The sequence below is a fragment of the Polymorphospora sp. NPDC051019 genome (assembly GCF_040683055.1).
GTDB classification, from domain to species: Bacteria; Actinomycetota; Actinomycetes; order Mycobacteriales; family Micromonosporaceae; genus Polymorphospora; species Polymorphospora lycopeni.
The window spans coordinates 41,207-67,054 of record NZ_JBFBCH010000007.1; the positions used below are offsets into that span (position 1 = coordinate 41,207).

The following is a 25,848-nucleotide window of genomic DNA, read 5'->3' on the forward strand; positions in this document are numbered from 1 at the left end:
AGCCCAATCGCTTGCCAGAGCCCCCATGCGCGCTGTAATGCTGGCCCGCATGCAGTCAAGAGCGTGGCTAAAACAGGATCATCAATTCGCACCGGGCAAGGAACTGTTCCGGTCGGAACGTCGCTTCGTGGTCTGGGCTTACGCTCTGAGCCACAGCCAACTGCTCCTGCGTGCAGAACAGGCGTCTCATGACAGGTACAGACAATCCCGTATCGATATTCTGTTCAAACCGGTCGATGCGATGAAGACGCGGATGCACTACGACGGCCTCGTGTTGCGGTGCGCCACCGTCGAGGAAGACGAGCACATCCTGCGCGAGACCGGCCGGTCGGCCGCCCACAACAGGGTCTTCATCATCGAGTCGGGTGGGTTGCCGGACTATGTCGTCGCGATGGCCGTCGGTTGGCAGGAAGACGACCAGGAGAACCATGATCCCAGCGCCCTCGCCTTCTTCGTGGGAGCAACCGACCCCACACGGCTCTTGCCCTCCGAGTTGCCCGTCCCGTGGAGCACGATCCAGGCAGCGCAGATGCCTGACTAGACCCGGCACGCGTAGTGCGGCGACGCAAAGGGCACAGCGACCCAGATCGAGGAGAGCCGAAATCGGGCACGTAGCGGGCCTGACTAGCAGAAAAAGCGGTCCACATGAGTGAAGCCCAGGTCGGAAATCATCCGAGCCTGGGCTTCTCTGTGGAGCGGGTGACGGGAATCGAACCCGCACTGTCAGCTTGGGAACCGTACAAGATCCACCGATGACCGGTGTTGCGGCTAGCTCAGCGAGACGTTGAGTGGCCTGGAGTGGCCTCCGCTGAACAGGGGTAATGGCCCGCCAATGGCCCGGCACCGCTGCCCTGCCGGTTTTCAAGACCACCGCCTGAACCGCTCCCACCTGCAGTAACGTCCGGCCGCGCCTGACCTTTGCCATCGATTTGCCGCCTGACTTCCCGGGTCGCAGCCGCCGCTGCGCACCGATCTCAGGTGGTTGTCGTAGCCCGGGTCGCCGAGAGGGCGTCCGATTAGTGCAGGAACGTTTCATCTACTGGGTGGCAGCGTTTGGGCATTCTCACGGTGAGGGGACGGTTTACGCCACTTTGGACCTGGCCTTCCACCAGAACGGGACGAGCGTCCCTGTGCCAGGAAACGGCCTCGGCGTAGTGCTCGAAAGGTAGGCGGACGGCAACCTCGCTATACCGACCATTGCGGATAGTGGAGACCTTGATCCACCCCCACGCGTCTCCGATGCTGTGCCTAAGCTCCACAATCTTCCCAGAGAAGGTCTGCTGGGGCTCGACCTTGTTCACGCGGAGTTTTTCCGCCGTTCTCTCAATCAGCTCATGAGCGTCCGCATCAATAGAAACGGAATGCGGCAGAGTTTGAGAGTGCTTTACAGCCTCCGCCCAACTAAACTGCGTTTCAAATTCACCCACCGCATCCTCAGAAAGAACCCTACTCAGCGCAGAACAAAATTCTCGACTCACCCCCCGCTCCACGATCGCTATGAGCGTGTCAATCTGCGGCTCTCGAGCAGGTTCAACAATCAGGCGCTGGATAGCCTCGATCGACTGCGCAAAGGTACGCATCACCCGACGCTCGAAGGGCTCCGGCGCACTACGCTCCACAGTCACTAGAGGCTCTTGAACATCCTCCGGCTCCTGAACCTCAGGCAGCTCGACAAGCACGGGAATAATGAAGGAACCATTCTCAGTGTGCCCCATCCGGGCATTTTCAACGACTTTATCGCCTCGGCGTGAATAGTTGTTACCGATCTCTCCGCGCTCTCGAAGAGAGGTGGTCCCAGACGATCGGAGCATCACTCTGGCCGAGGAGGTAATCGTTGCAGCAGCCTCCAAAGGAATGGAGTCCGTGATCTTGAAGTCGTTTGCGGCGCGCAACCTCGTGATATCAAAGCGGAAGTAGCGAATTCGATCCAGCATTTTTCGGGTAGCTAACTCTTCCGACCTAGCCAACCGCTCGACCACACCGAGAACAATTTCTACCTGATCACTGCGGTGCGGTACGCCAATTTGAAAGTCACCTTTGGCCCATAAGCTTCCAGCCACACCCGGGGGATACTCATGCCAGCCCTTATGCCGCATGTACAGCTGCACGTCCCGAAGGTCGGGAACAGATGCTTTGGCGGCCATGTCACCGCACCCCCTCGACTGGCGCAAAGCACCCGAAGACGTCTTTAGCCCACACATCCATTGTTTCGGACGTAAGCCGCTGATTCTTCGGCACATTGATGTTTCCTGAACCCGCTTGCTGATCAACTCTAGTCCAAAAACCGGCCGCGCGGTGCAGTGTTCCCGTATCGTCGTGATGTAGCCAATCAGCACGATCGTCTACATCGAGCACAACCAAGACGAAGTAGACAGGCAGCAAAGACTCCTGCCACTTCTCGCGCCACTCGACCTCGGCCGGCCACGTTGCCGAGCGGCCCCTGATTTTGAACTGCGAAGAGCACTTGATCTGGACGGATACTGCCGCAACCGGCAGCGACACAAGCCCATCCACGGCGAGATAGTCCTCGTCGGGAGCCGTCTCCGAGAAGCCGACTCCCGCCTGACTACAGACTGTTCGGACGTATGCCACGCCATATCGTGCCTTACAGGCGTTAAGCGGGAGACGCCCGACACTCCGGGCAGGGACCGCCTCACCTGGGATACCTTCGGTGACGGACATTGATTCATCATCCGACACATCGATTGCCGAGGGTAGACCCTTGGCTACGGTAAGGATGCCCCGGTCGCCCATGTGCCGATCCTAGTTGGACCGCACGATACTTGCGCCCCTGAAGTTGCAGGTCAGAACGGTTGGGCCAGTAGGGCTATGACGGAAACTTGTCACCTAACATCCCGGTCAACGAGCGCGCTGGCTATCGTGCCCATACTGGTGATAACCACGTCTGCCCCAGCGATCCGAAACGCCTCCGTCTTGGACGGCCGGTTCGCGTAGGCAACCACCGGCACCCCTGCGGCCCGACCTCCCTCGATGTCCGACAGCGAGTCACCGACTAGAACGCACCGGCTCGGCGGCTCGCCGAGGACATGCACCGCTTGCAGGATCGGATCGGGGTTGGGCTTCATGCGAGCCGGTTCGGCGTACGCTCGGCCAACCACCGGCGACACGTATTCGGCAAGCCGATGTGCCGCCAAGTAGGCAGTGACGGCGTCGGCAGCGTTGTTGCTAACAACAGCCACTGACATCCCGGCCTGTCGGGCCGCAACGATGACCTCTCGGCCGTACGGCGTGGGTTGGGCGGTCTCGACAGCCCGACGCTCGGCTGCGCAGAGTGCGTCTTCCACCACCCTCGTAACGCCCTGGTCGCCGCTCGCGCCAGTGCGGCGAAGCACCTCAAGTGGATCCGGCTCGCTGGCAAGGTTCGGCGGCACGTCAATGCCCCGCCGCCGCAGAACGTCGACCAGCTCGGCGGCGACCTGCGGCGCTGGGTACCCAGCAAAGATGCTGCACACCGGGCCGTCGAAGTCCAGCAGCACGGCGTCGACCTCGGCGAGCAGCCGGCCCAGGTCGGCGGTCATCCGTCGTACCGGTAGGCGATGGTCGACCACACCGAGTCGAACCATTGGCGGGACGCCTCCACGAATTGCGTTCCGTGCGAGGTGTCGTCATCGGTCACTGCGTAGTGGAACAGCGGAACGTCCTTGCCCATCAGATCGTAGATCGCCATAGGCTCACCCTTGATCGAGACCGTGCGCTCGATGACGGGGTAGAAGCCGTAGAAGACCTCTTCGCTGTTGAGGATGTAGAGCTTGAATAGAGGGGATGCACGGTGCATCCGCACCTCCACGGCGGTAGACCGGATCAGGCCGAGGTCGCCGAGTTCGGCGACCTGATCGATGATGCCGTCCGCTGCCCGGCGGGCGATCCGCTCTGCACGTTCGCGTACGGCGGGATCGTCGGCCTGTGTCTCGGCGCGCGACGGCAGCGCCATCGGCACGGTCATGTCGGAGATCAGCACTCGCACGACGATCGTTTCCGGCGCAAGCCGTCCAACGCGCACCTTGTCGAGCGCTTCGGCGAGCGCATCCCGCAGCGTCTCGCCGGAGAAGCCGGCAAAGTCGATGGTCACGTGGGGCCGCTCGAACGCGGCTTCGATGTGTGGACGCAGCTCGACCGGCCGTTGCGTCTGCGCGCGAACGAACGCACCGCTTCCCTGCCGGGATACGATCAGACGCTCTGAGCGGAGCAGGTCCAAGGCTCGCTTGACAGTTTCCCGAGCCACGCCGTAGCGCGAGGCAAGGTCGGGTTGCGATGGCAGCTTGTCGCCGGGGGCAAGGCGGCGCGTGAGGATGGCCGCCCGCAGCTTGTTCGCAATCTGCTGCGACGCCTGTTTCGGATCGTCTGGGTCTAGCTGACCGAGGAAGTCAAGGTTCTCGCTCACCCACTCACCGTAGCGCTGACTAGCCAAGTTGGGAAAGTTTCCTCAAACATCTTGACCTGACTAGCCAGGCCAACCTACGGTCGAGACATCTCACCTGACTAGCCAGGTGAGACAAGTCGGCCGGATGGTCGGGGAACGGCGGTACTCGCGTGCCGTACGCCCGCACCGCCGGACCCGGTTGTTCATTGATCAACTCCACAGCGACAGGAACAAGTGCGCGTGAGGCCGCCGAGCGGCATCCCTGCATTGAGCCACCTGGTGGTCGACCCCGGTAGGTCCCGGGCGAGCGGGGCGAGCGGAGCGGACAGCGCGTGCTGCACGACCTCGAGAACGGGCGGTGTGACGCATCCACCGCCGGGACGCATCGCCGCCGGCCGGGTTGCGTCACCCGCCCGCCCCCGAGGGTTCCCCCGCTGCATCGACCTGTACCGGAGGTTTCCCGTGAGGAAGCACCTCGTTCCCGTCTCCGTCGAGCCGACCGCCGCCGACCTGGCCGCGATCGAGTCGGAGTGGCCGCTGATCGCTGCCGAACTCGACCTGCTCGACGCCGAGATCACCCTCATCTGCGCCGCCGACCACGGCGGCCCCACCGCGCTGGACTGGCGTCGACTGCGTCGCGCCGAGGCCCGCGTCATCCGGGCCGCCGCCGCGATCGGTAGCCCGGTCAAGCCGATCCGTCTCGCCGCCTAGGCGCTGGTCGTGGCTCGGACCCGCGCCGCGTTCCACGACCCGACCGGCGCCCGTTACGGCCTCCCCACCTTCTGGTGGCGGGGTGCCCCGCCCGGCTACGCCACCCGCCGCCAACTGCGCGCCGCCGGACTGCGGCCCGGTGGTCAGCCGATCGCCGCGCAGGTCATGTGGCGCGGTGTCGGCGGTGACCGCGTCGCCTACCTCTACCGGGTCGACCTGGCCCGCCCCAAGCGCACGGCCACCCCCGCCCAACGCGCCGCGATCGACAAGGCGCTGTTGGCCCGCCGTACCTGCTCCACCTGCGGAAACGTCCGCTGGTACTTCATCCCCCGCAGCCTCGGGGAGTGCCTTGACTGTGCTGAAGGAGATCAGTAGTGCCCACCCTGCGAACCCCGTCCCTGACCGGTGTCTCGTTCATCGCGACCGGTAACAGCAGCATCAACCAGGACCGTCACGGCGTGATCGTCACCTACACCGGTTCGCTGACCATCAACGGCCGCCGGATCTACTCGCCCCGCGAACTGCGGCGGGCGTGGGCCGACGCCGGTCACCGCTGCCTGAGCGACGCCGACCGCGCCGAGCACACCAACCGCACCGCGCACCTGACCGCCCACGCGAACGCCACCGCCTACGCCATGGCGCTGACGGTTCTCGACGGCTGGCTGACGAACTTCGGTCCGGCCGGTCTGCCGCTGACCGACGCGGTGACCGCACTGGCCATCAGCCGCAAGGCCATGGCGGACAAGCTGCCGCCGAACGCGACCAGCGACCTCACGCACATGGCCGCCACCGCGCAGACCCTGCTCAGCAGCCTGATCTACACCCTGGCCGACACCGCCGCCTACGAGTGGACGGAGGACAACTGACATGGCCGACACCCGCCGCCGGTTGTTGCCGGGCTGCGGACTGCCGGCCGATATCCAGGTGGAGGCGTACCAGCGTGGCCTGCTCGGTTACCAGTACGCCGCCCACACCATCTACGCCTGCCCGGCCTGCGCCGACGCGTTCGACGTGATCTTTCGGCGCATCGGTCGGGTGGTTCGGTCCGAGGCACCGCCGGTCAAGCGGTGCGGCACCGGCTCCGACTGGCCCCCGCCCCGTGGTCAGGCATGGATCGATCCCAACCCCACCCCCGCCGCCTATGAAAGGACGGAGGACACCCGATGACCGCCCCCGCAAGCGTTCACCCGCGCCCGGTCGAAGACCTGTTGCCTGAGGCGAAGGCCCTCGCCGCCCGACTCGGCAAGACCCCGCCCCGCAACACCCTCATGAAGGAACTCAAGATCGGCGCCCCGAAGGCCACCGCGCTGATCGAGCGACTGACCGCCAAGCCCACCGGGCCGGTCTACGACTACCCGGAACCGATCGGCCCGGACCCGGCGCCGACCCCGGCCGTACCCGAGTCCACCGCGTCGGTCGTACCGAACCCGACCCTCCCCGAACCGACCACGGTCGCCGAGGCGTCGCCGCTGGTGGCGGTTGACGGACACCCGGGCTCCAACATCACCGCCGTCGAGTCCGACAACCCGCCCGCCAAGACGCGTCGGCCGGTGGCGTGGCCGGTGCTGCTGCTGGCCCTGCCCGCGTTCGTGGCCATCTGGTCCGGCTGGGTCGAACTCGGCGAACTCGCCGGGTTCGGTGTCGTGAACCCGCTGCCGGGCATCTGGGACGACCTGAGCCTGAACACGGCGATCACGCTTCCGATCGGCGTCGAGACGTACGCGGCTTTCGCCATGTGGGTCTGGCTGTCCGGTCGGGCGCCGGGCAAGGCTCGCCGGTTCGCCAAGTGGTCCGCGCTCGGCTCGCTGATCGTCGGCGCGGGTGGGCAGGTCGCCTACCACCTGATGACCGCCGCCGGCATGACCGCCGCCCCCTGGTGGATCACCACCGCCGTCGCCTGCCTCCCGGTAGCCGTGCTCGGCATGGGCGCCGCCCTCGCTCATCTGCTCCACACCACCGACACCGACGCCTGATCGGAAAGGACCCCAAACGATGGGCATCTCTCGCCGCAGCGCCCGAGGTCACGACGTCACCAACCCCGAGTACATGAGCGCCGTCTCGACCGCGCAGAGCATCAAAGACCTGCGCAAGTCGGCCAAGCCCCTGACCGACCGCGACGGCCGCGACATCAAGGACCTCGGCGGCAAGACCCGAGGCCGCTGGTACGACGCCGGTAACAACTGACCCCGCCCGGCGGCACGGCCCAATGGCCTGGAAACCCGTGCCGTGCCGCCGGCCCCAATCCCCTCAGCCAACCGACCTCGGGAAGGAACCTCCATGCTCTCACCCGCCGACGCCCCGGCCACGTTCGCCGCCGTGTTCGCCGCTCTCTACGTCGCTCACCAGGTCGCCGACCACTGGGTACAGACCCAGCACCAGGCCGACTGCAAGGGCCGCCCCGGCTGGCCCGGCCGGCTCGCCTGCGCCGCGCACGTCGCCACCTACACCCTGACCGCCGGCCTGGCCCTGCTCGCCCTGGCGGCCGTGACCGGGCTACGGCTGGACGCGTTGCCGGTCGCGGTCGGACTCGCGGTGTCGGCCGTGTCGCACTACATCGCCGACCGCCGCACCCCGCTACGCAAGCTCGCCGAACTGCTCGGCTCGGCCCGGTTCTACGCCCTCGGCACCCCGCGTCCGGGCCGCGACGACAACCCCAGCTTGGGGACCGGCGCGTACGCGCTTGACCAGTCGTTCCACCTGTTCTTCCTGTTCGTCGCCGCTCTGGTCATCGCCGCCTGACCGCCCCCGTGGGGCACCCCGGCACCGGCGCCCGGGGTGCCCGCGCGGAGGCGGCCCGAACGGACCGGACCGCTCGACCAGAGGAGAGCACCAATGGGCAAGGGCACGAGCACCCTGACCTGCGAGTCCTGCGGCAACACCGACCGGTGGAGCCTCATCAGGCAGGACCGTGACGGCCGACGCGCTACCTGCGGCGTCTGTGGCCACACCACCCACGCCGCGCCCGGAGGTGGCATCGAGATTCGCGGCGGCGTGGTGAACGGCGGCCTTCACCAGACGTTCTGACGGCCTGTGTACGGCACCCGGCCCGAACCTGGGCCGGGTGTCCAGCAGAGGCCGCCAACCGGCGACCCGTCAAGAAACTCCAGCCCAGAAGGAGCAAGACGTGAACGGCACCTGCCAGCACGTACGCGGCTGCGACAAGCCCGCCACCTACGGAATCGTCATCAGCACCTACGACACCGGACAGCGGATGTGCGGCCCGCACGCCCGCGACGCCGTCAACGACTACGCCCGCCAGGGCGAGCGGAACGCCTGGATGCGCAAGGTCTGAGCGGCGACCCCCGATGAGTCACACGCCGCGCCGGTCCGCCGCGCGAAAGATCTCCACCACCGACGTGTTCAAGGGATTCCCCAAGACCCCGTTCACCGACTACATCGCCGCCGGCCGGACCTGGAACCGATCCGAACACCGCCCCACCGGCCAGAACCGACCCGACACCCGCCCAACCCGTAAGTAGCCACGCCCGGCGGCACGGCCCAAAAGGGCCTGAGAAACCGTGCCGTGCCGCCGGCCCCAATCCCCTCAGCCAAAGACCTCGGGAAGGAACTCCCATGCTCTCACCCGCCGGGAAGCACCTGACCCGTAACGCCGTCCTGGCAGCCATCGTGGCCGGCGACCGCACCGAGCGGCATCTGGCCGACCGGTTCGGCATCGTCCTACACCCGGTGTGGAAGTCGCCGGCCCTGTCGGGCCTGCTGCGCGACCTGGTCTGTGACGGACTGCTGTACCAGGAAGTGGCTGGCCGCAGCTGGCAGTACAAGCCCACCAGGGCAGGCCGGACGGCCGTCAAGGCGCAGTAGCAGTACCAGCCCCCTCTTTCCCGCCCCGGCGGCACGGCCTACGGCCTCGCAAACCCGGCCGTGCCGCCGGCCCCAACCAACCCCTATGAGGTGGAGGAACACCCATCATGACGTTCCCCGACGACAACAGCACCCGACCGGCCGACAGCTTCGACGGCCGCACGATCGACGGCGTGGTGGTCGACGCCGAGGTGGTCGACCTGGACGCGGCCCGCGACCGGCGCGGCCCCCGCCTGACCAAGACCGGCCCGGCCGGTCAGACGCACTTCGACGTAACGTTGGACGAGGCGCCGCAGCCCGGCGGCGCCCTGGTCGACGCGCCCCCTGCGGCCGGGCCGAACGGGCGGCGGCCGATCATCCCGTCGCAGTTGGCGAACTGGGTCAACATCAAGGCCACCGTGCGTGAGGCGGCCGGGCTGGCCGCGTACCGGGCCGGCTACCACGCGATCCGCTCACCCCGGTACGCGGTTCTGGCCGGGTTCTGGGCCACGGTCGGCGCGGTCCGGCTGGCCGGGCGGCAGGTGCGCTGGTGGTGGGTGTCGGAGCAGTACGGGCTACGGCAGAAGGCCGCCGACGACAACGACCCGCAGACGTGGCTGCGACTGCACCGTGAGGTGAAGGCCACCCGCGCATGGCGCGGCCTCGTGTTGGTGGTAGAGGCGGTCACCGTCGGGGTGGCAGGGCCGCTGCTGTGGGCCGCCGCCCCCTGGTGGGCGACCACCGCCGCCATCGGGGCCGCGGTCGGCTGGCTGGCGCACATCGGACGCCCGGCCGATCGGCCGATCATCACCCCGGCGGTGGTGTCGGGCCGGTTCCGGCGGGTCAACCCGGACATCATCCTGCGCGCCTACTACGCCGCCGGCCTCGGCCACCCGGACAAGGCACACCAGCAGGTCAGTTTCGGTTCCACGATGGCGCGTGACGCGTCGGGTACGGGGTCGCAGGTGTCGATCGACCTGCCGTACGGCAAGACGTTCGACGACGCCGTGAAGGCACGCGGAGCCATCGCTTCCGGCCTCGATGTGGCGGTGTCGCAGGTGTTCATCACCCGCGACCCGTCGAGCCACCGGCGGCACACGCTGTGGGTAGCCGACCGCGACCCCCTCGCCCAAGGGGCGGGCCGTACGCCGCTGCTGCGGTGCAAGGCCACGGACATCTGGCAGCCGGCGCCGTTCGGGCTGGACGAGCGTGGCAACAAGGTCGCCGTCGACCTGATGTGGAACAGCATCCTGATCGGCGCGCAACCGAGGCAGGGCAAGACGTTCGCCGCCCGCGCCCTCGCTCTGTATGCCGCGCTTGACCCGTACGTGAAGCTCACTGTGCTCGACGGTGGCGGTAAGCCGGACTGGCGCAAGTTCGCGCTGGTCGCCGACCGGTACGCGTTCGGCCTGGCCATGACCCGTGACGGCGACCCCGCCGAAATCGTGCTGGAAGCCCTACGCGAGATCAAGGCCGACGTGCAGGACCGGTACGAACGGCTGTCGAAGCTGCCGGTCGACGTCTGCCCCGAGGGCAAGCTCACCCGCGAGATCGCCCGTGACCCGAAGTACCGGATGCCGGTACGGCTGGTCGTGCTGGACGAGTTCCAGGAGTACTTCGACCTCGGGGAGATCTCCAAGGAGATCGCGTCGTTGCTGGTGTACCTGGTCAAGGTCGCCCCGGCCGCCGGGGTCATCTTCGTGGACGCGACGCAGCGGCCGTCCGGGGTTGGTGGCGGTCAGGTCGCTACCCAGTTCATCAGCTTCCGCGACAACCACCAGGTCAGGTTCTCCCTGCGTACCGGCTCGTGGAACGTGTCCGACCTGGTACTCGGTGCCGGGGCGAACTCCGAAGGCTACGACAGCTCCACCCTGCTGCCGTCCTACAAGGGGGTCGGCATCCTGCGCGGCGCCTCGGACGCCACCCCGACCGTGCGGACCTACCTCGCCGACGCCGACGACGCGGAGAAGATCCTGACCGCCGCCCGCAAGCTGCGCGAGGCTGCCGGCACCCTGTCCGGCATGGCCGCCGGGGAGGACATCGCCCGGGAAGCGCGGGACGTGCTCGCCGATGTCCGGTCGGTGTTCGAGGCCGGCGAACGCGGCCTTCAGTGGGAGGACATCGCCGCCCGGCTCGCCGGCCGGTTGCCCGAGGCGTACGCCGACACCACGGCCGAGTCGATCTCGGCTCAGGTCCGCGCGTTCGGTGTACGCAGCGTAGACGTCAAGCGCGCCGGCAAGGCCCTCAAGGGAGCCAAGGCCGACGACATCGACACCGCGATCGGCCGCCGCAAGGCCGCCTGAACGGTCGCGGCCCGCCCGCGACCGGTCGCGTCAACGCGACCCGACCCGCGACCGGCCTGGTCAGCCCAGACAACCACCGGTCGCGGGTCGCGCCGCCAGCCCTCCACGCCCGAAAACAGCCTCAGGAGGCCCTTCCATGCCTTCCTACGCCGCAACCGCAACCACCGCAGGTACCCCGATCGGCCTACTCGTCGCCGCCGCCGTGATCGTTACCGTCGGTTACGGGCTGGTGTGCTGGCTTCGGCCGTTCACGGCGTGCCGTCGCTGCCACGGCACCGGCCACCGCCGCACCCTGATCGGCCGCACCGCCCGGCTCTGCCGCACCTGCGACGGCAACGGCCGGCGCCTGCGTACCGGCCGCCGCATCGCCAACAACATCCGCGAACTACACGACAACGCGGACCACCGATGAGACGCCGACGCCGGCGACACACCGACTGGTGCGCCCGCGATCACCGCTGCAACCTCGGCGAGCACCGGGCCGAGGAAATCGTGGTGGACCTACCCGGCCACGGCCGGGCCGTCCTCACCCGCGTCCTGGTCGACGGCGGCGGCGAGTACGCCGACGTTCGCCTGCGGATCGCGCTCGCCCCGGTCGAGCCGACCGCCCGCCGGCAGTTGGGCACGCTGCTCGGCGACCTGCGAACGCTGGTCACCCGCGCCGCCATCGCCGGCCGCCCCCGTCCGGGGCGGTGAGCCGGTGGCCGCGCTCTGGCTCGGCGCGAGCAAGATCCTTCGCCGCCCGGTGAGCGACGCCGAACCGTACCCGCACGTCTGCGGACGGCTGCTCGCCGCCGACGACAGCCTAAGCGGTCGGCCCGTCCGCCTGGACCGCCGTGACTGCGCCGCCTGTACCCGTGAGTCCTACCAGCGGCAACACGAGCATTCGCTGCCCGCGCCGCCTTCCGTGCCCGCCGACACCTCACCCGCTGCTCAGGAGAGGACACGCTCCATGTCGGACAACCCGCTATTGACCGCCGCCCTGGCCCACGCCGGGCGCGGCTGGCACGTCTTCCCGCTTCGCCCCGACGACAAGCGGCCCGCGTTCCCCGACCACGCCGCCGACGACTGCAACGGCCGCGACCCGCGATGCCGCGCCGCCGGCCGGCACCTTGGTTGGGAACCGCGTGCCACCACCGACCCCGACCGCATCCGCCGGGCATGGACCGCCCGCCCCTACGGCATCGGCGTCGCCTGCGGCCCGTCCCGCCTGGTCGTGATCGACCTGGACGTTCCCAAGGACGGCACCGACGGCCCGACCGGAATGGACACCCTCACCGACCTGGCCGCCACCCACGGCGGCACCGTCGAGCCGACGTTCACCGTGCGGACCGGGCGGGGCGGTACCCACCTGTACTACCGCCACCCCAAGACCGGGCCGGCACTGCGAAACACCGCCGGCACCCTCGGCTCGATGGTCGACACCCGCGCCGCCGGTGGCTACGTCGTCGCCGCCGGCTCGACCGTCGCCGGCCGCCCCTACACCGTCGAACAGGACACCGACCCCGCCCCGCTGCACGCATGGCTCGCCGACCTGCTCGCCCCCGCACCACTGCCACCACAACGGCCGGTCGTGGTCGACCTGCCCGGCGGCCGGGAACGTGCCTACGTCCGCACCGCCGTCGACCGGGAGTGCGCCCGGGTGACCAGCGCCCCGGACCACCACAACGACAACCTGTACCGGGCGTCGGTGGCCCTCGGACAACTGGTCGCGGGCGGCGCGCTGTCCGCCGATGAGGCATCTACTGCGCTGGAACACGCGGGGGCGGCGGCCGGGCTGCGGCAGGCGGCGGTGCTGCGGACCATCGCGTCAGGGTTCAAGGCCGGCGCCGCCCGCCCTCGGCAGGTGGCCGCGTGACCGGCCCCGGTGACAACCACGGTTGTCGCCGCGCGCCGCAGCTCCACCCGGCGGCCGACTACCTCGCCGAGCAAGCCGCCGCCGTCACCACCGCCCGCACACCATCGGATGTGCTGGCCGCGCTCGCCGGGCTGGAAGCAGCCTGCCGAGAGGCCCGCGAGTGGCTCGCCGTCGACCTGGTCCTTGTCAACGGCTGGTCGTACGCCGACGTGGGCCGGGCGCTGGGCATTACTCGGCAAGCGGCCAGCAAGGCATACGCCGACCCCGTCAACACCCGCTTACACCGCACTGTGACCGGTCGCCGTGAAGCGCTGGTGATCGTGCCCTGCGGCAGCGCCAAACTCGACCACCCGGCCCCGGCCGCCGACATGTACACCGGCAGCTACCACCGCGCCTGCCGCCGCGCGGCCGACCGGATCGGCGGCCGGCTGCTCATCCTGTCCGCCCGATACGGGCTACTCAACCCGAACACCGTCATCGACCCCTACGACCTGCGCATGAACCAACCCGGCGCGGTCACCGTGCCCACGCTGCGCGCACAGGCCCGCCGGATGGGCATCGACGTCGCCGACAGCGTGACCGTGCTCGCCGGCCGCGACTACGCCGACCCCGTTACCGCCGTATGGCCACACGCCGCCCGACCACTCGACGGCACACGCGGCATGCCCGAACAAATGGCCATGCTCGCCGAGCTGGCGCGCACGCCGACAACCCCGGTTGTCACCCGACACCTCCCGACCACCCCGCACCCGGAAGGACGTGCCGCATGACACCCGCCCGCCTCCACCTCGTCCCCACCGACCAGCCGCAACCCGCCGACCAGCCGGCCAACGGCGGCCCGCTGTGGGATGTTCCAGTGCCCCTGACCGGGGCAGCCACCGCGACCCCGCCGTTCCCACTCGACGTGTTCCCCGCCTGGCTCGGCGACATGGCGGCCGGGGTCGCCCGGTTCACCGCCACCGACCCCGCCATGGCCGGCACCCTCGCCGTCGCCGTCCTGTCCGCCTGCGCAGGCGGCCGGCTGGAAGTCGAACCGGTCGCCGGGTGGCGGGAACCGACGAACATCTTCACCGCCGTCATCGCCGGCCCCGGTGAACGCAAGAGCCCCGTTCATCGGGCGATGACCGCGCCGCTGTTCGCGGCACAGTCCACGCTGTCCGAGGCGATGCGACCGAGGATCGCCGAGGCCGCCGCACTACGCGACATCGCCGACCGGCAGGCAGAGCAGGCCAAAGCCCAAGCCGCCAAGGCCACCGACCCGACCAAACGCGACGACGCGGCGGCCGAGGCCGTCGCCGCCGCCATCGCCGCCGAGTCCATCACCGTGCCGACCCTGCCCCGCCTGATCGTGGACGACGCCACCCCCGAAGCCCTCATCGGACTCATGGCCGCCAACGGCGGACGCATGGCGATCATCTCGGATGAGGGCGGGATCTTCGACACCCTCGCCGGCCGCTACTCCGGCACCCCCAACCTCGACCCCTACCTGAAGGGGCACGCGGGGCAGCCGATGAGTAACGAACGGCAGACCCGCGAAGGCGCCTCGATTGACAAGCCCGCCCTGACCGTGTGCGTGATGGCGCAACCGGTCGTCCTGCGGCAGTTCGGCGGCAACGCCGGCCTCGCCGGGCGTGGCCTGCCGGCCCGGTTCCTGTTCGCGCTACCCGCGTCGATGGCCGGCTACCGGCCCGTCGACACCCCGCCCGTCCCGGAGCAGGTAGCGGTCGGCTACCGGCGCCACGTTCACGACCTGGCCGCCACCTTCGCCGAATGGGAAGACCCCGCTGTGGTCACCCTCACCCCCGAGGCCGGCCAGGTACGGCGGGCCGCCGCCGAACACGTCGAAGCGCAGCTACGGCCCGGCGGCAGCCTCCACGACATGCGGGAATGGGGCAACAAACTCGCGGGCGCCACCCTGCGACTGGCCGGACTGCTCCACGTCGCCCACCACCCGCAGGACGCCTGGCGACGCCCCATCGACGCCGACCGCATGGCCGACGCCGTAAGGCTCGCCGAGTTCTTCGCCGCCCACTACCGAGCCGCCGCCGCCACCATCACCGCCGACGCCACCACCGAAACCGCCCGCCGCGTCCTGGCCACCATCACCGCCAAGGGCATCACCACCTTCACCCGCCGAGAACTGCACCGCCGCTGCCACCGGCAACTCCCACGCGCCGCCGACGTCGCCGCCGTCCTGGACGTGCTCACCGCCCACGGCTGGATCCGCACCACCGACACCGGCGGCTACGAGATCCACCCCCGCGCCGCCGACCTCGCCGGGGCCGGTGACAGCGGTGACACGGTGACAACCCCACCCGCCGGCCACGTTTCCGCAGCTCACACCACCCGAACCCCTGTCACCACCCCCCGGTGACAGCCCGGTGACAGCGGTGACAGGTCAGCCGGCTGTCACCGCTGTCACCACCTGTCACCACCACCCGGTGACAGCCCGAAACCCCACCCGACCAGCACAAACACCCGACCAACCGCCCCGCTGTCACCGTGTCACCGCCCCCGGCCCCCGCCCCGGGTGCGGCACGCCTCGACCGACAGCCGAACCGGCCCTCTGAGAGCCATACAGACGGATCGGCGCATACCAACACACTCGGACGCCCGAGATCTTGCGTCTACGGCGCTTTCAGGGGCCGCTCTAAGCCGTTCTGCGGTGATACCTCCCCGTTCCTCCACAAGTGACCCACATCGACCGAAAGGGCCTCACCGTGCGAATCAGGCTGCACGGAACACCCACTGAAACAGCCGCTGCGCTCGATGCCCTTGCCCGAGTGCTCCACGTCCACCAGGTCAGCCGGCCCTACCCCGACCGCCGCTGCCCGATGTTGGCAGCGCATCTACCTCCACGCCACCCCGAAGGAGGGCATCAATGGCTAAGCGAGTCACCGGCAAGCCCGCGCCGGTACCTGCGCTGCCCACGGAGCTTCTGACCATCGAAGAGGCCGCCGACCGAATCAAGATGAGCGTGCGCTACCTCCGCCGGGCGGTTGCCGAACGTCGGATCGCGTTTCATCGCCTTGGTCGCTCAATCCGCTTCGATCCTGCCGACCTTGCCGCATTCGTGCAGGCGAGCCGTGTGGAACCCATGACCGCCGAGACGGTATGGCGCGAACTGAGGAGTGTTGCCTGATATGGCCAATAAGGATGGACACCGCCGGTTCGGCAACATCCGTAAGCGCGAGTCCGGCCGCTATCAGGCTCGCTACCCCGGCCCGGACGGACGGATGCGCTCCGCTCCGCAGACGTTCGCTCGCAAGCCCGAGGCTGAAAAGTACCTGTCGCTGGTCGAGGCTCAGATGATGCGGGGCGAGTGGATCGACCCTGAGCGCGGCAAGATCCGGCTACGCGACTACGCCGACCGGTGGATCGCCGAGCGACCGAACCTGCGGCCCCGGACCGTGCACCTGTACCGGTGGACTCTCGGCAGGCACATCACGCCGCACCTCGGCGACATGCCGCTTAACCGGATCGACACGCCTATGGTCCGCGAGTGGCGGTCACGGTTGCTGGCCGAGGGCGTGTCGGTAACCATGGCCGCCAAGGCTTACCGGCTGCTACGCGCGGTCCTGATGACCGCCGTCAAGGAGGACGAGTTGATCAGGATCAACCCGTGCCGCGTCGTTGGCGCCGACCAGGAGAAGCCCGCCGAGCGGCCGGTCCTCACTGTCCCGCAGATCTTCGCGCTGGCCGAGCGGATGCCGGAGCGCTTCCGGGCGTTGATCCTGGTCACGACGTTTGGATGCCTGCGGTGGGGCGAAGCGGTGGCCTTGCAGCGGCAAGACGTCGACCTGGTTGCCGGCACGGTCCGGGTACGACAAGCATTCGTCGAGCACCGAGGTACCGGGTTGATCCTCGGCCCGCCGAAGTCCCGGGCAGGCGTACGAACGATCGCGCTGCCAAAGGCCGCCTTACCCCTGCTGAAACAGCACATGAGCGGCTACGTGGGAGAGGCGCCGGACGCGTTCGTGTTCACCGGCGAGAGCGGGCGGAACCTGTGGCGCGGCAACTTCAACAAGCTGGTCAGGTGGACCGAGGCCGTTGCCGCCGTGGGGGCGCCCGGCCTGCACTTCCACGACCTGCGGCACACCGGCAACACCCTCGCGTCGCGCGCACCCGGCGCGAGCCTGCGGGACATCATGGCGCGGATGGGCCACGACAGCCCGCGCGCCGCGCTGATCTACCAGCACGCCAACCGGGAAGCTGACCAGGGGATCGCCGACGCGATCGACCAGGCGGTGAAGGCGGCCCGACGCAAGCCGAGCAAGCGCAAGCCGAAGCGGGCCGCCTCGGGTGAACCGGCCGCCGAATCGAGCTAATGGCCCACTAATGGCCCACGGCCTGTTTCAGATCTCCTGAGAACGCGGAAGCCCTGGCGGGACATTAGTCCTGACCAGGGCTTCTGTGTTTGGAGCGGGTGACGGGAATCGAACCCGCACTGTCAGCTTGGGAAGCTGATGTTCTGCCATTGAACTACACCCGCGAGCGGACCTCACTGTACCTGGTCGGCTGCGCTGACGCACGGACCCCTCCCGATCCGCGTGACCAGGGGGTGGGCGCACGTTGGGCGGGCGCCGGCCCCTGGCCACGCGGATCTTCGGGGGGATGGGGTGGGCTCAGGCGGCTAGCTGGGTCGCCACGGCGGGCGACGTCGCGGGGTCCAGCCAGAGTCGGACTTCGGGACGGCCGGCCGGGTCTGCCGTCAGCGGGGTGGCGCCGGACTGGCCGTGGCGGGCGACCATCGCGACCTCGATGCTGAACTCGAAGAGGCGCCAGTCGACGTCGTCGGTGGCGCGCAGGGTGTCGGCCAGCCGGGCGACCCGTGCCTGGTCGGTCACGGGACGGGCGCGGCCGGCGACGTAGGCTTCGTCGTCGCTGTCCTCCGGGGGGAACGAGTGCAGGGCGTACCGGCCGTCGCGCTCCAGGTCGCGGCGTTTGGGTGAGTCGACGACGAAGCAGAAGAGGCCCTCGTCGGTGATCACCGGGGCGACGGGGTGTACGCGCGGCCCGCCGTCGGCCCGGACGGTGGCCAGGTAGCCCAGGCCGGGGCCGTACTGGTGCATCAGCGAACGGATCGCTTCGGCGAGTCGGGGCTCGTCGGCGGCGAACTCGGTCCAGGTAGCCATACCGGAATTCTATCGAACATCTGTACGACACGGGTAACGAACCGCGGATCTGACCAGCACAATCTGGCCGAACCGGCGGGGCGGGCCGCCGACCCACCCAGGCCGGCTCGATATGGTGTGACGATGCTGCTCTCCGACCGCGACCTCGTCAGTGAGATCAAGGCGGGCGCCCTGGCGCTGGAGCCGTTCGATCCGGCGCTGGTCCAGCCGTCGAGTATCGACGTACGGCTCGACCGGCTCTTCCGGGTGTTCAACAACCACCTCTACACGCACATCGACCCGTCGGTGCAGCAGGATGACCTGACTTCGGCTGTCGAGGTACCGGACGGGGAGCCGTTCGTGCTGCATCCGGGCGAGTTCGTGCTCGCGTCGACGCTCGAGGTGATCTCCCTCGGCGACCAGCTCGCCGGACGGTTGGAGGGCAAGTCGAGCCTCGGCCGGCTCGGCCTGCTGACGCATTCGACGGCCGGCTTCATCGATCCGGGCTTCTCCGGGCACGTGACGCTGGAGCTGTCCAACGTGGCCAACCTGCCGATCACGCTCTGGCCGGGGATGAAGATCGGCCAACTCTGCATCTTCCGGCTGTCGTCGCCAGCCGAGCACCCGTACGGGTCGGCGGTCTACGGTTCGCGCTACCAGGGGCAGCGTGGGCCGACGCCGAGCCGCTCGTGGCAGAACTGGCGGACCTGGCCGGTCCGCTGAGGCACGAAGGCAGCAAAAGGGGCGCCTCCCGTCGAGGGAGGCGCCCCTTTTGGCGTCGCCGTCACATCCTGGGGCGGCCGAAGCTGTGGATCGTGCCGTTGTCGTAGCGCTTCATCAGGACCGGTACGCCGGCCTGGGAGGCATGCACCAGCCAGCCGTTGCCGACGTACATGCCGACGTGGCTGAGGTCGGAGTTGTAGAAGACGAAGTCACCGGGGCGCAGCTCGGAGCGGCTGATCGAGGGCATCATCCGGCGCTGGGCGGCGGCGTTGTGCGGCAGTCGTACGCCGACCTTGCCCCAGGCGGCGAGCATCAGGCCGGAGCAGTCGTAGCCGTTCGGCCCGGAGGCGCCCCAGACGTAGGGCTTGCCGATCTGGGAGCAGGCGAACTTTGCGACCGTGCTGGCCGGCCCACCCGGGTACGTCGCCGGACAGGGCGCCGGACGCAGCGAGCCGAGGCCGCCGGAGGTGCCGTACGCCTTGAGCCGCAGCTCCTGGAGCTTCTTGATGTCCGCGTTGATCTGCTTGGTCTTGGCTGCCAGCTCGGCCTCGGTCGTGGTGAGCTGGGCGACGAGGGTGTCGAGCGGGCCCTTCTGCGCCGTGTACTGCGCCTTGAGGTCGACCACGCTCTGGATGTCGCGGGCCTGCCTGCGGGCGAACTGGTCGAGCAGTTCCAGCTGGTCGGCGAGGGTCTGCGGCGAGCCGTTGGTGAGAATCGAGTTCAACGCCGACGTGTTGCCGCCCTTGTAGGCGCGGGTCGCGAACTGACCGACGCGTTCCATGGCCAGGTCGACCTGGAGCTGAAGCGGGGCGATCTTCGCGGCGAGGGCGTCGGCCTGCTTCTTCTTCGTCGCCAGCTGCTCGCGGGTGGCGTTGTGTTGCTCGATCACCGGCTCGAGCTGGCTCCACGACTTGTCGATCTGGGCTTCGATCTCGGCGACGGTCGGCTCGGCCCGGGCGGGTACCGCTCCGAAGAGGACGATGGCGACACTGGCGACGGCGACGAAGACGGTTGTCCTGGTCAACCGGCGGAGACGTGGCAGGGCCGGCGGTCGGCCGGCGGTCGCCGGCCGGAAGAGTCGGCGCCACGGTGCATGATCAGCCACCGGGGTCGGTGCTCCTTCTCCTTACGGACCGCCTACCGGGTTAGCTGACGGGTTCGGGCGGGAGAGTTGCGCCCTACCGCAAGTCTGCGGATTCACCCCGGTTACTTCTGGGTCCCCGGCTCACGACCTTGTTGTGACTCGGCGGTGTCGAGTCGACGCCATCCCTGGTGGATGGCCGGATCCCGCTCGACGGTTCATCACATTAGGCAGCGTCGTTATCAATGCGCAACCACCGGACCTGTGAAATCCGTTGCGTGTCAAGCCTGTCGCAGTCAGTCAGGCATGAAAGTTTCCTACAGTACGCAGACATCGTCCGGAATCCATTGACGGGAGCGGCCACACGGACGAAGGTGACGACATAGATCAATCCGACTGGAGGTTCGATGCAGCGTCTCACCAAGCCGACGGGCAGGCGGATCCTGCTCAGCGTCGCGGTCGTCGGCGCCGCGACGCTCGTGCCGGTCAGCCCGGCACCCGCCGTGCCAGCCCCGACCGATACCAGACAGCAGCAGTACGCCGCCGCGTCCGCCGAGTACGGCGTACCGGAGAGCATCCTGCTCGGCGTGTCGTACCTGCAGTCGCGCTGGGACACCAACGCCGGCACGCCGAGCACGAGCGGCGGGTACGGCCCGATGCACCTCACCGACGCCGCGCACGTGGCGAGCCTGCCGGTACCCGGTCACCACGGCACCCACGAGGACCCGCGCGGCGACACCTCCCGCGAGGCGATCGAACTCGAACACCCCGCGCCGAACCCGCCGGACGAGGCGGCGCTGCGTACCCTCGGCACCGCCGCCGGACTGACCGGGGCCGGAGCCGAGGCGCTGCGTACCGACCCGGTGGTCAACATCCGCGGCGGCGCCGCGCTGCTCGCCGCGTACCAGCGGGAACTGGGTGCCCCGCAGGGTGCCGGCAGCGACCCGGCCGACTGGTACGGCGCGGTCGCGCGCTACTCCGGCGCCGACACCCGTGACGCGGCGGCCGCCTTCGCCGACGAGGTCTACTCGACGATCCGTACCGGCGCGACCCGGCGGACCGACGACGGCCAGCAGGTCAGTCTGGCCCGGCACGCCGGCCTCACCCCGGCGACGTCCTGGCTGGACCGGCTCGGCCTGCGCAAGCTGGCCCGCCCGGACGGGCTGGAGTGCCCGGACGACATCTCCTGCGAGTGGCTGCCGGCGCCGTACGAACTGCGCGGCGACGGAACGGTCCCGACCAGCTACGGCAACCACGACAAGGGCAACCGCCCGGCCCAGCAGAAGATCGAATACATCGTCATCCACGACGCCGAGGGCTACTTCGCCGGCACGACCCGGCTCGCCCAGGACAAGAACTGGGTGAGCTGGCACTACACGCTGCGCTCGGTCGACGGGCACATCGCCCAGCACCTGAAGGCCAAGGACGTCGGCTGGCACGCCGGCAACTGGTTCGTCAACGCCAAGGCGATCGGCCTGGAACACGAGGGCTTCGCCGCCCAGGGCACCTGGTACACCGAGGCGATGTACCGCACCTCCGCCAAGCTGGTGCGGCACCTGGCGCTGCGGCTCGGCATCCCGCTCGACCGGCAGCACATCATCGGGCACGACAACGTGCCCGGCACGCTCGCCAGCAACATGGGCAGCATGCACTGGGACCCGGGCCCGTACTGGAACTGGTCGCACTACTTCGACCTGCTGAAGGCGCCGTTCTGGAGCACCGGCACGCACCGTACCGGCCTGGTCACGATCGACCCGGACTTCGCGACGAACCGGCCGGCGTTCACCGGCTGCGAGGTCGCGGGCGTACCGTGCCCGTCGCGGGGGTCGTCGTCGGTGATCCTGCGCAGCGCGCCGAGCCCGGACGCGCCGCTCGTCAACGACCTGGCGAAGCGCCCCGACGGTACGCCGAACACGATGCACATCTCCGACCACGGAGCGCGGGCGTCGGCAGGGCAGACGTACGCGATCGCCGAGCGGCGCGGCGACTGGACGGCGATCTGGTATCTCGGGCAGAAGGCGTGGTTCCACAATCCGCCGTCGGCGCCGAACGGCAAGTGGTCGATCGGCCTGGTCGCCACCCCGAAGCCCGGCAAGGACACCATCCCGCTGTACGGCCGTGCCTACCCCGAGGCGGCGGCGTACCCGGCGGGGGTGCCCTACCAGACGATCTCCCCGTTGCAGTACACGATGAAGGCCGGCGAACGGTACGCCGTCGGTGACGTGCTGGGCAGCGAGTACTACCGGGCCAGCACGTACGAGGGCAACTCGCCCGGCGACTGGACGGTGATCCGCGGCGAGAAGACGTACGTGCAGATCCAGTTCGGACACCGGTTCATGTACGTGGACCGGGAGGACGTACAGATCCTCATGTCACCAGTCGGCGCTCCGCGCTGACCTACCCGTCTCCCATCGGCGCTCCGCGCTGACCCGTTCCAAAAGAATCGGCCCCCGCCGGGAGCGGGGGCCGATTCGTGGGAACAGGTGTCTATCCGGTTCCGACGCGCCGGAAGCCGACGACCGGCTTGCCCATCTGGTCGATGCTCGCCATCTGCACCGGTAGGCCGGCCCGGGGGGCGTGCACCGTGACCCCGTTGCCGAGATAGATGCCCACGTGGCTCAGGTCGCTACCGAAGAAGACCAGGTCTCCGGCTTTGGCATCGGCCCGGCTCACCGCGGTTCCACGGTTCCACTGCGCGCCGGTGTAGTGCGGCAGGGACACGCCGGCCCGGGCCCACGCGTACTGGGTCAGGCCGGAGCAGTCGAAGGAGTTCGGACCGGCCGCGCCCCACACGTACGGCTTGCCGATCTGGGCACAGGCGGTGGCCACGGCACGGTTCGGGTGGTTGGTCGGGCAGGTACCGATGCGGACCGGCGGGCCGATCGGGATGTTCATCTGGGCCTGCAGCCGCTCCAGGTTCTTGATCTCGGTGTCGATCTTCTTCTTCTTCGCCGCGAGATCGGCATCCTGCTTGCGCTGCTCGGTGATGACCGTCTCGAGGGTCATCTTCTCCGTCTCGTACTGCTCCTTCACGGTGACGACGCCGGCAACCTGCCGCTGCTCGTGGCGGGCCAGCATCCGGAGCATCGTCATCTGGTCGGCGAGGCTGTCCGGCGTGCCGACGGTGAGCAGCGCGTTGAGGCTCAACGACGGGCCGCCCTTGTACTGCCGGGTGGCGAGCAGGCCGATCCGCTCGGTCGCCATCTCGGTCTGCAACATCAGCGGCTGGATCTTCTTGTCGAGTTCGGCCGCCTTCTTCTCGTTGGCCTTCAACTCGACACGGACCTTGTTGTACTGCTCGATGATCGGTTCGAGTTCGTGCCACTTGTCGTTGATCTGCGCCTCGAGTTGGGCGGCGGTCGGCTGTGCCTGCGCCGGTATCCCGGGCAGCAGGGTCACGGCCAGCGCCGCGCTGAGGGCAAGGAGGACTCGCGCGCCGAGACGCGGCAATCGGTAACGGCTGGCCACCGGAGACCCCGACTCCTTAGTTGCGACCGCGGGCGCCTCTCGGGGGAAGAACGGAGGCCGACATCCACACACGGTCGGTGCCTCACCTTAGAGGTGTCTCCAAAGTGAATCAAGACGGCGCTCTGCCCTGACGCCTCCCTGGGCGCTCCCTGAACCCCGGCTGAGATCCGTTACAGGTACGTCAGTTGCCGGTCTTGGCCGGCGTGGTGTCGGGCTTGACCGAGCGCAGCAGGACGGTGGCGACGTCGACGACCTCGACGTTGTCCTCCTCGCCCTTGCCGGTCACCCCGTCGCCGAGCATCGTGTAGCAGAACGGGCAGCCGACCGCCACGGTCTTGGCCCCGGTGGACAGCGCCTCTTCGACCCGGTCGACGTTGATCCGCTTGCCGATCCGCTCTTCCATCCACATTCGAGCGCCGCCGGCTCCGCAGCAGAACGACCGCTCGGAGTTGCGCGGCATCTCGGTGAGCCCGCCGTCGACAGCGGACCCGAGCACCTCGCGCGGTGCGGCGAAGACCCGGTTGTGCCGACCGAGGTAGCACGGGTCGTGGTAGGTGACGCCGCCGTCGACCGGGGTGACCGGAGTCAGCTTGCCGCTGGCGACGAGGTGGGCGAGCAACTGCGTGTGGTGTACGACCTCGAACTTGCCGCCGAGTTCGCCGTACTCGTTGCCGAGGGTGTTGAAGCAGTGCGGGCAGGTCGCGACGATCTTCTTGACGCCGGCCTCGTTGAGGGTCTCGACGTTCTGCTGGGCCAGCATCTGGAAGACGAACTCGTTGCCGATCCGGCGGGCCGGGTCGCCGGAGCACGTCTCGCCCTCGCCGAGGATGGCGAAGTTGACGCCGGCCTCGTGCAGCAGGGTGGCGACCGCACGGGTGGTCCGCTTCGCCCTGTCCTCGAACGCCCCGGCGCAGCCGACCCAGAAGAGGTATTCGAAGTCTTCGACCTCGCCGACACGGGGCACCTCGAAGTCGAGGCCCTTGGTCCAGTCCTCACGGGTGTTCTGCGGGGCGCCCCACGGGTTGCCCTTGTTCTCCAGGTTGCGCAGCATCACGCCGGCTTCGGACGGGAAGGACGACTCGATCAGCACCTGGTAGCGGCGCATGTCGACGATGTGGTCGACGTGCTCGATGTCGACCGGGCACTGCTCGACACAGGCGCCACAGGTGGTGCAGGACCACAGCACGTCGGGGTCGATGACGCCGCCGTCCTCGGCCCCCCCGATCAGCGGGCGCTCCGCCTCGGCCAGCGCCAGTACGTCCAGGTGCGCGAGCTGGGCCGCGGTCGCCTTCTCCTCGCCGGTGAGGTCCTTGCCGCCGCCGGCGAGCAGGTAGGGCGCCTTGGCGTAGGCGTGGTCACGCAGGCTGAGCACCAGCAGCTTGGGCGAGAGCGGCTTGCCGGTGTTCCAGGCCGGGCACTGCGACTGGCAACGGCCGCACTCGGTGCAGGTGGTGAAGTCGAGCAGGCCCTTCCAGGTGAACTGCTCGACCTGGGCGACGCCGAACTGGTCCTTCTCCGGGTCGGCCTCCTCGAAGTCGAGCGGCTTGCCGTCGGACATCATCGGGCGCAGCGCGCCGAGCCCGGAGCCGGCGCTGCCGGGGTCGCGCTTGAAGAAGATGTTGAAGAAGGCCGAGAACCGGTGCCAGGCGACGCCCATGGTGACGTTCAGCGAGATCACGATCAGCCAGGTCATCGAGATGGCGATTTTGATCAGGGCGACGATGCTGAGGGCGGCCTCGGACGCCGGCAGCACCGACCCGAGGGCGTGCGACACCGGGGTGGCCCACACCGGGTAGTCGAAGTGGTCGGTGGCGACCTTGAACCCACGGATGAAAAAGCCGCAGATCAGGATCGTGAAGATGACCCATTCGACGAAGTAGGCCTGCCACATGGTGGAGCCGGTGAAGCGGGACAGCCCGCGGGCCCGGGTCGGACGGTTGATCAGTCGGATCACCATCAGGACCGCGATACCCACGAACCCGAGTACGCCGATCAGCTCGGTGAGCAGCCCGTACGGCAGCCAGCCGCTGAGCAGGGGCAGGCCAACCCTCGGGTTGACCACCTCGAAGTACGCCTCGAGCACCAGGGTCGACAGGGCGATGAAGGCGATCATCACGAACCAGTGCGCGGCCCCGACGACGCCCCACCGGAGCATCCGGGTGTGGCCGGCGATCTCGACCAGCATCGTCTTGAGGCGGGTGCCCCGGTCGGTCAGCCGCTCCGGAGCCGGCTGGCCGAGCCTGACGACCGCGACCATCCGGCGGACCGCACGGACCGCCAGCCATACCGCCACCGCGGTGATCGCGGCGGCGAGGACCGTAGTGACGATCTGGACTGTGCCCATGCCTGGCCTCCCGGTCTGCCTGGGTACGGCTGATGACCGGGGGGACGACCGGCCATGCGATGCA

Annotated in this window: 30 protein-coding genes, 1 tRNA gene and 1 riboswitch; of the genes, 22 read left to right on the forward strand and 9 right to left on the reverse strand. The window is 68.8% G+C overall.

Translation table 11 applies throughout. From position 1 onward, the window contains the following. The first annotated feature begins 37 nt into the window (after positions 1-37). On the forward strand, positions 38-541 hold the full coding sequence (locus tag AB0M79_RS14980; RefSeq protein WP_364212969.1) for a hypothetical protein: 504 nt from the start codon (positions 38-40) through the stop codon (positions 539-541). A 475-nt stretch (positions 542-1,016) separates the two neighbouring features. Here the strand turns inward: AB0M79_RS14980 and AB0M79_RS14985 are convergent, their stop codons facing one another. From AB0M79_RS14985 to AB0M79_RS15000, 4 genes are all read right to left on the reverse strand, one after another. Next, positions 1,017-2,144 (reverse strand): hypothetical protein, encoded by a 1,128-nt coding sequence (locus tag AB0M79_RS14985; protein WP_364212972.1) that lies wholly within the window; start codon positions 2,142-2,144, stop codon positions 1,017-1,019. Between the two features lies 1 nt (position 2,145). Next, on the reverse strand, positions 2,146-2,754 hold the full coding sequence (locus AB0M79_RS14990; RefSeq protein ID WP_364212975.1) for a DUF4365 domain-containing protein: 609 nt from the start codon (positions 2,752-2,754) through the stop codon (positions 2,146-2,148). An 89-nt stretch (positions 2,755-2,843) separates the two neighbouring features. After that, positions 2,844-3,539 carry an HAD family phosphatase gene (locus AB0M79_RS14995; protein WP_364212978.1) on the reverse strand — a complete coding sequence of 232 codons (696 nt, stop codon included), beginning with the start codon at positions 3,537-3,539 and terminating at the stop codon, positions 2,844-2,846. Then, positions 3,536-4,402, reverse strand: a complete 867-nt coding sequence (locus AB0M79_RS15000) for a winged helix-turn-helix domain-containing protein (RefSeq protein ID WP_364212981.1) — start codon at positions 4,400-4,402, stop codon at positions 3,536-3,538. Before AB0M79_RS15000 ends, AB0M79_RS14995 begins: the two co-directional genes overlap by 4 nt. A gap of 441 nt (positions 4,403-4,843) precedes the next feature. Between AB0M79_RS15000 and AB0M79_RS15005 the strand changes: the two genes are divergently transcribed. The 19 genes from AB0M79_RS15005 to AB0M79_RS15095 all read left to right on the forward strand — a co-directional run bounded on the left by AB0M79_RS15005 (position 4,844) and on the right by AB0M79_RS15095 (position 17,382). Further along, positions 4,844-5,092, forward strand: a complete 249-nt coding sequence (locus tag AB0M79_RS15005) for a DUF6284 family protein (RefSeq protein WP_364212984.1) — start codon at positions 4,844-4,846, stop codon at positions 5,090-5,092. Between the two features lie 9 nt (positions 5,093-5,101). Continuing rightward, the gene (locus tag AB0M79_RS15010) at positions 5,102-5,467 is read left to right on the forward strand and encodes an RRQRL motif-containing zinc-binding protein (protein ID WP_364212987.1); all 366 of its coding nucleotides are present in this window, start codon (positions 5,102-5,104) and stop codon (positions 5,465-5,467) included. After that, positions 5,467-5,958 (forward strand): hypothetical protein, encoded by a 492-nt coding sequence (locus AB0M79_RS15015; protein ID WP_364212990.1) that lies wholly within the window; start codon positions 5,467-5,469, stop codon positions 5,956-5,958. The genes AB0M79_RS15010 and AB0M79_RS15015 overlap by 1 nt, the downstream gene beginning before the upstream one ends. A 1-nt stretch (position 5,959) precedes the next feature. Continuing rightward, positions 5,960-6,259: a hypothetical protein gene (locus AB0M79_RS15020; RefSeq protein ID WP_364212993.1), complete on the forward strand. Its 300-nt coding sequence runs from the start codon at positions 5,960-5,962 to the stop codon at positions 6,257-6,259. After that, positions 6,256-7,065, forward strand: coding sequence for an ABC transporter permease (locus AB0M79_RS15025; protein WP_364212996.1), 810 nt, complete (start codon positions 6,256-6,258; stop codon positions 7,063-7,065). The genes AB0M79_RS15020 and AB0M79_RS15025 overlap by 4 nt, the downstream gene beginning before the upstream one ends. Before the next feature lie 19 nt (positions 7,066-7,084). Continuing rightward, entirely contained in the window at positions 7,085-7,276 is a 192-nt protein-coding gene (locus tag AB0M79_RS15030) for a hypothetical protein (RefSeq protein WP_364212999.1), read from the forward strand. Between the two features lie 93 nt (positions 7,277-7,369). After that, a complete protein-coding gene (locus tag AB0M79_RS15035) occupies positions 7,370-7,831 on the forward strand; it encodes a DUF3307 domain-containing protein (protein ID WP_364213002.1) in 462 nt (153 codons plus the stop codon). A 93-nt stretch (positions 7,832-7,924) separates the two neighbouring features. Further along, a complete protein-coding gene (locus tag AB0M79_RS15040) occupies positions 7,925-8,116 on the forward strand; it encodes a hypothetical protein (RefSeq protein WP_364213005.1) in 192 nt (63 codons plus the stop codon). Positions 8,117-8,216: 100 nt separating this feature from the next. Next, a complete protein-coding gene (locus tag AB0M79_RS15045; protein WP_364213008.1) occupies positions 8,217-8,384 on the forward strand; it encodes a hypothetical protein in 168 nt (55 codons plus the stop codon). A gap of 13 nt (positions 8,385-8,397) precedes the next feature. Next, positions 8,398-8,571 (forward strand): hypothetical protein, encoded by a 174-nt coding sequence (locus tag AB0M79_RS15050; protein WP_364213011.1) that lies wholly within the window; start codon positions 8,398-8,400, stop codon positions 8,569-8,571. 94 nt (positions 8,572-8,665) lie between these two features. Continuing rightward, positions 8,666-8,914 (forward strand): hypothetical protein, encoded by a 249-nt coding sequence (locus AB0M79_RS15055; protein WP_364213014.1) that lies wholly within the window; start codon positions 8,666-8,668, stop codon positions 8,912-8,914. A 107-nt stretch (positions 8,915-9,021) separates the two neighbouring features. Next, positions 9,022-11,196 carry a cell division protein FtsK gene (locus tag AB0M79_RS15060; RefSeq protein ID WP_364213017.1) on the forward strand — a complete coding sequence of 725 codons (2,175 nt, stop codon included), beginning with the start codon at positions 9,022-9,024 and terminating at the stop codon, positions 11,194-11,196. 136 nt (positions 11,197-11,332) lie between these two features. Then, on the forward strand, positions 11,333-11,608 hold the full coding sequence (locus AB0M79_RS15065) for a hypothetical protein (RefSeq protein ID WP_364213020.1): 276 nt from the start codon (positions 11,333-11,335) through the stop codon (positions 11,606-11,608). Beyond that, positions 11,605-11,892 (forward strand): hypothetical protein, encoded by a 288-nt coding sequence (locus AB0M79_RS15070; protein ID WP_364213023.1) that lies wholly within the window; start codon positions 11,605-11,607, stop codon positions 11,890-11,892. Before AB0M79_RS15065 ends, AB0M79_RS15070 begins: the two co-directional genes overlap by 4 nt. 4 nt (positions 11,893-11,896) lie before the next feature. Further along, positions 11,897-13,054: a bifunctional DNA primase/polymerase gene (locus AB0M79_RS15075; RefSeq protein WP_364213026.1), complete on the forward strand. Its 1,158-nt coding sequence runs from the start codon at positions 11,897-11,899 to the stop codon at positions 13,052-13,054. Beyond that, a complete protein-coding gene (locus AB0M79_RS15080; protein ID WP_364213028.1) occupies positions 13,051-13,824 on the forward strand; it encodes a DUF6884 domain-containing protein in 774 nt (257 codons plus the stop codon). Before AB0M79_RS15075 ends, AB0M79_RS15080 begins: the two co-directional genes overlap by 4 nt. Next, positions 13,821-15,428, forward strand: coding sequence for a YfjI family protein (locus AB0M79_RS15085; protein ID WP_364213030.1), 1,608 nt, complete (start codon positions 13,821-13,823; stop codon positions 15,426-15,428). The genes AB0M79_RS15080 and AB0M79_RS15085 overlap by 4 nt, the downstream gene beginning before the upstream one ends. Before the next feature lie 507 nt (positions 15,429-15,935). After that, entirely contained in the window at positions 15,936-16,196 is a 261-nt protein-coding gene (locus AB0M79_RS15090) for a helix-turn-helix domain-containing protein (RefSeq protein WP_364213033.1), read from the forward strand. A 1-nt stretch (position 16,197) separates the two neighbouring features. Beyond that, positions 16,198-17,382: a tyrosine-type recombinase/integrase gene (locus AB0M79_RS15095; protein WP_364213568.1), complete on the forward strand. Its 1,185-nt coding sequence runs from the start codon at positions 16,198-16,200 to the stop codon at positions 17,380-17,382. Positions 17,383-17,472: 90 nt separating this feature from the next. Here the strand turns inward: AB0M79_RS15095 and AB0M79_RS15100 are convergent. Both AB0M79_RS15100 and AB0M79_RS15105 read right to left on the reverse strand, forming a co-directional pair. Then, positions 17,473-17,546, reverse strand: a tRNA-Gly gene (locus AB0M79_RS15100). 133 nt (positions 17,547-17,679) lie between these two features. Next, a complete protein-coding gene (locus tag AB0M79_RS15105) occupies positions 17,680-18,189 on the reverse strand; it encodes a pyridoxamine 5'-phosphate oxidase family protein (protein WP_364213036.1) in 510 nt (169 codons plus the stop codon). A 123-nt stretch (positions 18,190-18,312) separates the two neighbouring features. Here AB0M79_RS15105 and dcd point away from each other — a divergent pair, with 123 nt between their 5' ends. Then, positions 18,313-18,891, forward strand: a complete 579-nt coding sequence (gene dcd / locus AB0M79_RS15110; RefSeq protein ID WP_364213039.1) for a dCTP deaminase — start codon at positions 18,313-18,315, stop codon at positions 18,889-18,891. Positions 18,892-18,952: 61 nt separating this feature from the next. Here the strand turns inward: dcd and AB0M79_RS15115 are convergent, their stop codons facing one another. Continuing rightward, a complete protein-coding gene (locus AB0M79_RS15115) occupies positions 18,953-19,996 on the reverse strand; it encodes an NlpC/P60 family protein (protein WP_364213042.1) in 1,044 nt (347 codons plus the stop codon). A gap of 15 nt (positions 19,997-20,011) precedes the next feature. Beyond that, positions 20,012-20,150: riboswitch (cyclic di-AMP (ydaO/yuaA leader) on the reverse strand. A gap of 229 nt (positions 20,151-20,379) precedes the next feature. Between AB0M79_RS15115 and AB0M79_RS15120 the strand changes: the two genes are divergently transcribed. Then, positions 20,380-22,368: a peptidoglycan recognition family protein gene (locus tag AB0M79_RS15120; RefSeq protein WP_364213045.1), complete on the forward strand. Its 1,989-nt coding sequence runs from the start codon at positions 20,380-20,382 to the stop codon at positions 22,366-22,368. Positions 22,369-22,459: 91 nt separating this feature from the next. Here the strand turns inward: AB0M79_RS15120 and AB0M79_RS15125 are convergent, their stop codons facing one another. Beyond that, positions 22,460-23,440, reverse strand: a complete 981-nt coding sequence (locus tag AB0M79_RS15125; protein WP_364213048.1) for an NlpC/P60 family protein — start codon at positions 23,438-23,440, stop codon at positions 22,460-22,462. A gap of 181 nt (positions 23,441-23,621) precedes the next feature. Then, positions 23,622-25,784 carry a (Fe-S)-binding protein gene (locus tag AB0M79_RS15130; protein ID WP_364213051.1) on the reverse strand — a complete coding sequence of 721 codons (2,163 nt, stop codon included), beginning with the start codon at positions 25,782-25,784 and terminating at the stop codon, positions 23,622-23,624. Positions 25,785-25,848 lie beyond the last annotated feature (64 nt).

What these genes read in the sequence shown, in the direction of transcription:
- AB0M79_RS14980 (WP_364212969.1), top strand. Translation starts at nt 38, where the DNA reads ATGCTGGCCCGCATGCAGTCAAGAGCGTGGCTAAAACAGGATCATCAA.
- AB0M79_RS14985 (WP_364212972.1), bottom strand. Translation starts at nt 2,144, where the DNA reads ATGGCCGCCAAAGCATCTGTTCCCGACCTTCGGGACGTGCAGCTGTAC.
- AB0M79_RS14990 (WP_364212975.1), bottom strand. Translation starts at nt 2,754, where the DNA reads ATGGGCGACCGGGGCATCCTTACCGTAGCCAAGGGTCTACCCTCGGCA.
- AB0M79_RS14995 (WP_364212978.1), bottom strand. Translation starts at nt 3,539, where the DNA reads ATGACCGCCGACCTGGGCCGGCTGCTCGCCGAGGTCGACGCCGTGCTG.
- AB0M79_RS15020 (WP_364212993.1), top strand. Translation starts at nt 5,960, where the DNA reads ATGGCCGACACCCGCCGCCGGTTGTTGCCGGGCTGCGGACTGCCGGCC.
- AB0M79_RS15025 (WP_364212996.1), top strand. Translation starts at nt 6,256, where the DNA reads ATGACCGCCCCCGCAAGCGTTCACCCGCGCCCGGTCGAAGACCTGTTG.
- AB0M79_RS15030 (WP_364212999.1), top strand. Translation starts at nt 7,085, where the DNA reads ATGGGCATCTCTCGCCGCAGCGCCCGAGGTCACGACGTCACCAACCCC.
- AB0M79_RS15035 (WP_364213002.1), top strand. Translation starts at nt 7,370, where the DNA reads ATGCTCTCACCCGCCGACGCCCCGGCCACGTTCGCCGCCGTGTTCGCC.
- AB0M79_RS15040 (WP_364213005.1), top strand. Translation starts at nt 7,925, where the DNA reads ATGGGCAAGGGCACGAGCACCCTGACCTGCGAGTCCTGCGGCAACACC.
- AB0M79_RS15050 (WP_364213011.1), top strand. Translation starts at nt 8,398, where the DNA reads ATGAGTCACACGCCGCGCCGGTCCGCCGCGCGAAAGATCTCCACCACC.
- AB0M79_RS15055 (WP_364213014.1), top strand. Translation starts at nt 8,666, where the DNA reads ATGCTCTCACCCGCCGGGAAGCACCTGACCCGTAACGCCGTCCTGGCA.
- AB0M79_RS15060 (WP_364213017.1), top strand. Translation starts at nt 9,022, where the DNA reads ATGACGTTCCCCGACGACAACAGCACCCGACCGGCCGACAGCTTCGAC.
- AB0M79_RS15065 (WP_364213020.1), top strand. Translation starts at nt 11,333, where the DNA reads ATGCCTTCCTACGCCGCAACCGCAACCACCGCAGGTACCCCGATCGGC.
- AB0M79_RS15070 (WP_364213023.1), top strand. Translation starts at nt 11,605, where the DNA reads ATGAGACGCCGACGCCGGCGACACACCGACTGGTGCGCCCGCGATCAC.
- AB0M79_RS15085 (WP_364213030.1), top strand. Translation starts at nt 13,821, where the DNA reads ATGACACCCGCCCGCCTCCACCTCGTCCCCACCGACCAGCCGCAACCC.
- AB0M79_RS15090 (WP_364213033.1), top strand. Translation starts at nt 15,936, where the DNA reads ATGGCTAAGCGAGTCACCGGCAAGCCCGCGCCGGTACCTGCGCTGCCC.
- AB0M79_RS15095 (WP_364213568.1), top strand. Translation starts at nt 16,198, where the DNA reads ATGGCCAATAAGGATGGACACCGCCGGTTCGGCAACATCCGTAAGCGC.
- AB0M79_RS15105 (WP_364213036.1), bottom strand. Translation starts at nt 18,189, where the DNA reads ATGGCTACCTGGACCGAGTTCGCCGCCGACGAGCCCCGACTCGCCGAA.
- dcd (WP_364213039.1), top strand. Translation starts at nt 18,313, where the DNA reads ATGCTGCTCTCCGACCGCGACCTCGTCAGTGAGATCAAGGCGGGCGCC.
- AB0M79_RS15120 (WP_364213045.1), top strand. Translation starts at nt 20,380, where the DNA reads ATGCAGCGTCTCACCAAGCCGACGGGCAGGCGGATCCTGCTCAGCGTC.
- AB0M79_RS15130 (WP_364213051.1), bottom strand. Translation starts at nt 25,784, where the DNA reads ATGGGCACAGTCCAGATCGTCACTACGGTCCTCGCCGCCGCGATCACC.